Raw genomic sequence first — 5,801 nt, 5'->3', positions numbered from 1 at the left:
TTGCTGAGAAAATGCCGTTAAATATTCGAGAATGGGATTGTCCAGACTGTGGGACACACCATGACCGAGATATTAACGCTAGTAAAAATATTTTGGCCGCAGGACTTGCGGTGTCAGTCCGGTTCGCGACCATAAGACCAGAACAGAGTAAATCTGTTAAGGCAGGTGCGGAACCCCGCAAGGGAAAGAAGCAGAAACTCAAATCGTGAGGTTTGGGAATCACCGTCCGTTTACGGCGGTGAGGATGTCAATCAGCCAACTATAATTAATAAGCGACGGGAAAAAATCTGGTCTATTTTACGCTCTATGAGGTATTCTAATCGGTGTCCTTCAAAATTAGATTGATTGCTCGAATACTTTAGCCATGAAAAAACTTCTTTCTCTCGCCACCCTAACTGTGCTCTTTTCTGTTTCTTTTGGGTTAACCTGGATGAAGCCGGGAAGTGCCAACGACGATGCCAAAATTGAGGCTCGTATTGCTGCTTGGGGTCGCAATTGCAAAAATTCCGTTGTTTCCCATATGGGAAGCGACGTTTCGATGTCCGATATTAATGTGACTCTCGGCGCAACACTTCAGTCTTCTATTGATGCGGGAGAAACAACACTCCAAGATATCAACCGAGGTGGATTAAGCTACAATTGGTCTGTGCCGAAGAAAAAAGTCTCTGGTTACTGTAATACTGACGGGAAAGGCAATGTTACAGAGTTTAAATTAGACTAAACGAACCAAGAGATTTCGTAGGGTGCGTTCCCCACTGCAACTCCGACTATGCAACTAATCGACGAGGGGGAACGCACCTTACTGATTGATTGATCTAATTGTTTATAAACTCTATGGATTAAGCGAGGAAGAAATTAAAATTATTGAAGGGAGAGAGTAAAAAAAGAATAGAAATCTCCAAAAATCTGTAATAAGGACTAGAAGGAAAGGGGTTAATTTTCGGTGATTGCTATCAGATTACAACATCTGCTCGAAAACTTGACAGACGCGGGGTTGAAAGCGCTGACGGTGTTTTATTTTTAAAAAAGGGCGCATAAATTCGAGATAGCGGGGGTATAAACCAGAAGTATCGATGACTCGAATTGATCGCAATGTGCCTAATTCTAATTCTTTTTGAACCATCAATTCGGAAATGCCGGCAGCTGCCAAACTATTCTCGATGATTGCCTTGACCATTTCTCCCGTATTTAACAGCAAAGTCACCTTTAATGTCCGTAAATCGATGCCCCAATTCTGTAACGCTTCCTCGAATCTTTGTTGAGTTCCCGAACCCGATTCTCGCATTACCCAAGGGGTTTCGACTAATTCTGGTAATTCGATCGCTTCTCTTTTATACCAAGGATGAGAACGTCCGACAATAATTAATAGGCGATCGCTGCCGACGATCTCCTGTTCTAAACAATGTGTTAAATCACTCTTGACTTCTCCCTCGATTAATGCTAGGTCAAAACGTCCGTTAGCCGTACCCAGACAGATTTCTTCCGTATTAGCTAGGGTGCAATTGATCTTAATTGCCGGATAGCGCTCCTGAAAATCGCTAATTTTTGCCGGGAGCCAATAGTTACCAATAGTCAAACTCGATCCTAATTGCAGTTCTCCCCGTTGCAAGTCGTTGAATTCCGCCAATCCCCTTTCTGTCAAAGCCACCTGGGTGAGAATGCGTTGCGCTTCTAATTGCAATAAACGTCCTGTTTCCGTGATCTCGATGTGACGACCGACGCGATGGAATAATTTCACCCCGTATTCACTTTCTAGGGAGGCAATGGCGGCACTCACGGCCGGTTGGGTGATATATAAAGCTTCTGCTGCTTTGGTGAAGTGGAGATGTTCAGCAGTCGCTAGAAAGATTTCTAGTTGATCTAGGGTCATTCTGGCCATGGCAATGGGTTTTTTGTCTCTATTGGTCTTTCCATCATTTTAATTTATTAAATCAACAAGAAAGAATATTTGATTTTATTAATGGCTCTTTCTAGAGTAGAAGTAGGGCGATCGAGACCAGAAGAGCCGATTAAGAAAAAAATCCTATGACTACCATGATTACTGCCATATCCACAGCAATAGCGGCGTTTATTGCCACTAATCTCGATGACATTCTGATTTTGACGATTCTTTTTACCCAAGTCAACAAACTTTTTCGCCGTCGTCATATCGTTATCGGTCAGTATTTAGGCTTTATACTGCTGATTTTGGCTAGTTTAACCGGCTTTTTCGGGAGTTTCTTGATTCCGGCTCAGTGGATTCGTTTTCTCGGCCTGTTGCCGGTGGTTTTCGGAATTCGGAGTCTCTGGCAGCGAGAAGAAACCGAGACGGATAATCATCTGGAGGTGGCTGTAGAATCAGCACCGTCTTCTCCTTTGGCGGCCTGGTTTTCCCCTCAAACCTGCGCTGTGGCGGCAATTACTATCGCCAATGGCAGTGATAATATCGGCATTTATCTGCCTCTGTTCGCTAGTAATGCCTGGCCAAATTTAGTCACTATCGTCAGCGTTTTTCTGATCTTGGTGGGTGTTTGGTGTTTTACTGCTCATCAGTTGACTAAATTACCGGCGATCGCTAATTTAATTAGCAGTCACGGTAGCCACTTTGTCCCCTGTGTGCTGATCGGTTTGGGTGTGTTTATGATCAAGGAAAGTCTTCCCCTCGCTTTCTTGGCCTTATCCTTAAGCTATGGATGGGCGCTTCTCCAGCAGCAACCCAAATCTATTTAGGGTTTGCGGCAAAAAGTTTGTTGGTGGGGGCAGGGTGTAGGGTGTAGGGTGTAGGCTGTAGGCTGTAGGGTTTTACCCATTTTCAGGGAAAAAGTCCCGGAATTTTCCCCTCGATCACTCCAATGGCCAGTACTTTTGGATTTCAAAAAGGTCTAAAAGTCTTATCGAACAATGTTTTTAGATTTATTCAGCAGACCCTATTTAATTTTTGATTCAATACCAATACATCTAAAAAGAGATTTTAGATTTTTTCAATACCATCTATAACTCAAGTGCCATACAATAACATCATCTTCTTGACCGTAGCCATCTCGATCATGTTATTTTTTCTCAAATCGCCAGTGACGGAAAGCAAGACCAGCATTAAACCGAAAAAAGTCAATCCCAATCGAGTCCGCGATCATCTGGCCAATGAACGCACCTATCTGTCTTGGATGCGAACAGCGATCGCATTAATGGGTTTTGGTATGGTTATTCTGCGCTTACGGGCCTTTCATCCTCCTCTGGTTCCCCGGCCAGGTTATGGCTGGAAATTAGGCTTAATGTTTGCTTTAGTGGGTTTATTGACCGTATTTTTGACCACAGCCCATTATTTTACAGTCAGACGAGATATAGATGAAGATACCTACGAACCAGCCGATCGATGGGTGCTACTATTTAGTTTAGCGATCGTTATTCTCGGTGCGGGAATTATCTATTTTGTCGCCACCAGTCCCGATCTGTTGATGGGTAGTATGATGACTTTCGAGTAAACTCTGGGGATTAGGTTGGTTGGAGTAAGCGCCAACTGACCGTGACCAGAAGACTATAAAGCAGTATTTTTAGGGCATTTTTGGGCAAATATTCCGATAATCTTGCTCCCACTACCACCCCCGGTATCCCACCCAACCAGATGGGAAGTACCAGATTCCAATCTACCGTTCCTAATCCCAGATGACCGATGGAAGTACAAGTTAAGAGGATGGAAGCTTGCGATAGATCTGTACCGACTAATTTGCGAGAATCAAGCTGAAAAAAGGTCATCAAGACCAATGCAAATAAGGAACCACTGGAAATACTGGTTAAACCGACCAAATAGCCTAAAATTGCCCCTAATACCGTTGTTTTTATCTGACCCGATCGAGTGGTTAAATCTAATTTTGGCCAGGACCAAGGGGACAAATCGGGAAAAAATAAGGAGATTAGTAGTTCTAGGGCCGCTAGGACAGTCACGATCATCAAGACAAGACCGATGATATGAGGCAACCATTGATCGAGATTGAGGGAGCTATTCTGCTGAAAATAGCGAAAACCGACTAATCCTAACAGAGAACCGGGTACACTGCCAATTACTAGCCATTTTACCACTTCTAACTCGATCGTTTGCTGTTGCCAGTGACGAACAGTGCCGACCACTTTCATCAACCCGGCCGCTACCACATCGGAACCCACTGCGGTGGTAGCGGGAACCTGAAATACAAAGATCAATAGGGGTGTAATCAAGGATGAACCGCCAATTCCCGTTAATCCCACGACAATTCCGATAAAAAAGCTAAATATTGTCAATAAAGAATAGTCCATTTTTGCCTCAGTTGTCTCTTTTCTCCGGTGCATTTCTGGTCGTTAAGGGACAAAATTAGTTAATTAAGCCTTTAAAAGAGCAAAAAACAGTAATAGTAAGCTTTTATCGCTGTTTAATCTTTTTAGTCTCTGTTTACAACCAGTAATCTCCGAATCGAAACTTAATTTTCTTGCTATCTTGTAAAATATGAGTGTATTTTAATACGATTGCGATTGAATCATAGTTAAAATACTGTCAAACCCTATACATTTTTTTGCCAGAGGATTACCCACCGTGAGCATCATCATCGAGCAAGTATCGAAAAAATTCGGCACCTTTACCGCTTTAGACAACATCAACCTAGAGATCAAATCGAATCGTCTGGTGGCACTGCTGGGGCCGTCTGGTTCAGGAAAAACCACTCTCCTGAGAGCGATCGCAGGATTAGAACCCCCCGACACAGGCAAAATTATCATCAACGGCAAAGACACAACCAATTTAAATGTCAGAAAAAGGAATATTGGCTTTGTTTTTCAGCATTATGCGCTTTTTAAACACCTGACGGTGCGTCAGAATATCGCTTTCGGTTTAAAGATTCGCAAAGCTGCCCCGAACTACATTCAAAAACGAGTGGACAATCTCTTAAGTTTAATTCAATTGCAGGGATTAGGCGATCGCTATCCGGCCCAACTATCCGGGGGTCAACGTCAACGGGTTGCCCTGGCCCGGGCTTTAGCGGTGGAACCGGAAGTATTATTATTAGATGAGCCTTTTGGGGCCTTGGATGCCAAAGTTAGAAAAGAGCTAAGGGTTTGGTTGCGGCAGTTACACGAGGAGGTTCATGTCACCAGTGTTTTTGTCACCCACGACCAGGAGGAAGCCATGGAAGTGGCCGACGAGATCGTAATTTTCAATGAGGGTAAAATCGAACAGGTGGGGACTCCCGATCAGGTGTACGATCATCCTGCCTCTGCTTTTGTGATGAGTTTTATTGGCCGGGTGAATGTTTTGCCACCGACCTCGGCTGCACTGTTCGAGCAGCTCGGAGGGGGTACTAACGGAGTCAAGATTTTCATTCGTCCCCACGACCTAGAAATTCTCTCTTTTCCCAATGGGTCTAGCATTGAGGCAAAAGTCGAGCGCATTATCCATCTGGGTTGGGCCATCGATGTGGAATTAATTCTACCGGATCGCTCTCTCCTGATTGCCCATCTGAATCGAGAACAACTGGCTCAACTGCACCTCCAAGTCGGGGAGCAAGTTTATGTTCGTCCTCGGGATGCTCGCGTTTTTGCTTAAAAGTCACCCTTATTGTTAGCACCTGACGGTCGCAGGATGAACAGCGATTATTTCCGGGTAACGGCTAAAATCGTCAACATTAAAGGTCAGAATATGTGTAAGGTCATGAACGCACATGGCTGCTACTAGCTTCGCATCATCGAAAATTTTGGGTCTGAAACCCCGTCGTAGAACGACGGCTTTACCGTTAAATACTAGCGCATTTACCAAATATATGCTAAAATGTGAGACATGGAAACAGCCTACTCGTTTC

General features: G+C 44.1%; 7 protein-coding genes. 5 read left to right on the top strand and 2 right to left on the bottom strand.

The window, feature by feature from the left end; all coding sequences use genetic code 11:
- Together EWV84_RS08440 and EWV84_RS08435 are read left to right on the top strand one after the other, a co-directional pair.
- The coding region (locus EWV84_RS08440; protein ID WP_287077641.1) for a zinc ribbon domain-containing protein at positions 1–209 on the top strand (209 nt) is incomplete at its 5' end.
- A 221-nt stretch (positions 210–430) separates the two neighbouring features.
- Complete coding sequence (locus tag EWV84_RS08435; RefSeq protein ID WP_287077640.1) at positions 431–721, top strand: hypothetical protein; 291 nt, start codon at positions 431–433, stop codon at positions 719–721.
- A gap of 237 nt (positions 722–958) precedes the next feature.
- On the opposite strand, the gene EWV84_RS08430 is transcribed toward EWV84_RS08435, so the two are convergent.
- Entirely contained in the window at positions 959–1,879 is a 921-nt protein-coding gene (locus EWV84_RS08430) for a LysR substrate-binding domain-containing protein (protein WP_287077639.1), read from the bottom strand.
- A gap of 146 nt (positions 1,880–2,025) precedes the next feature.
- Between EWV84_RS08430 and EWV84_RS08425 the strand changes: the two genes are divergently transcribed.
- Together EWV84_RS08425 and EWV84_RS08420 are read left to right on the top strand one after the other, a co-directional pair.
- Positions 2,026–2,709: a cadmium resistance transporter gene (locus EWV84_RS08425; protein ID WP_287077638.1), complete on the top strand. Its 684-nt coding sequence runs from the start codon at positions 2,026–2,028 to the stop codon at positions 2,707–2,709.
- 317 nt (positions 2,710–3,026) lie between these two features.
- The gene (locus tag EWV84_RS08420; protein WP_002762666.1) at positions 3,027–3,461 is read left to right on the top strand and encodes a YidH family protein; all 435 of its coding nucleotides are present in this window, start codon (positions 3,027–3,029) and stop codon (positions 3,459–3,461) included.
- Between the two features lie 10 nt (positions 3,462–3,471).
- Here the strand turns inward: EWV84_RS08420 and EWV84_RS08415 are convergent, their stop codons facing one another.
- Positions 3,472–4,269 carry a sulfite exporter TauE/SafE family protein gene (locus EWV84_RS08415; RefSeq protein ID WP_287077637.1) on the bottom strand — a complete coding sequence of 266 codons (798 nt, stop codon included), beginning with the start codon at positions 4,267–4,269 and terminating at the stop codon, positions 3,472–3,474.
- 274 nt (positions 4,270–4,543) lie between these two features.
- Here EWV84_RS08415 and EWV84_RS08410 point away from each other — a divergent pair, with 274 nt between their 5' ends.
- Complete coding sequence (locus EWV84_RS08410) at positions 4,544–5,548, top strand: sulfate/molybdate ABC transporter ATP-binding protein (protein WP_287077636.1); 1,005 nt, start codon at positions 4,544–4,546, stop codon at positions 5,546–5,548.
- Positions 5,549–5,801: the final 253 nt, after the last annotated feature.

This window comes from Microcystis sp. M_QC_C_20170808_M3Col (genome assembly GCF_007095505.1).
GTDB lineage: Bacteria > Cyanobacteriota > Cyanobacteriia > Cyanobacteriales > Microcystaceae > Microcystis.
The sequence above is the reverse complement of the archived record's forward strand: the minus strand, read 5'-3'. Positions and strand labels throughout refer to the sequence as shown.

Coding starts and splice junctions, on each gene's coding strand:
- EWV84_RS08435 (WP_287077640.1), top strand. CDS start 431: ATGAAGCCGGGAAGTGCCAACGACGATGCCAAAATTGAGGCTCGTATT.
- EWV84_RS08430 (WP_287077639.1), bottom strand. CDS start 1,879: ATGGCCAGAATGACCCTAGATCAACTAGAAATCTTTCTAGCGACTGCT.
- EWV84_RS08425 (WP_287077638.1), top strand. CDS start 2,026: ATGACTACCATGATTACTGCCATATCCACAGCAATAGCGGCGTTTATT.
- EWV84_RS08420 (WP_002762666.1), top strand. CDS start 3,027: ATGTTATTTTTTCTCAAATCGCCAGTGACGGAAAGCAAGACCAGCATT.
- EWV84_RS08415 (WP_287077637.1), bottom strand. CDS start 4,269: ATGGACTATTCTTTATTGACAATATTTAGCTTTTTTATCGGAATTGTC.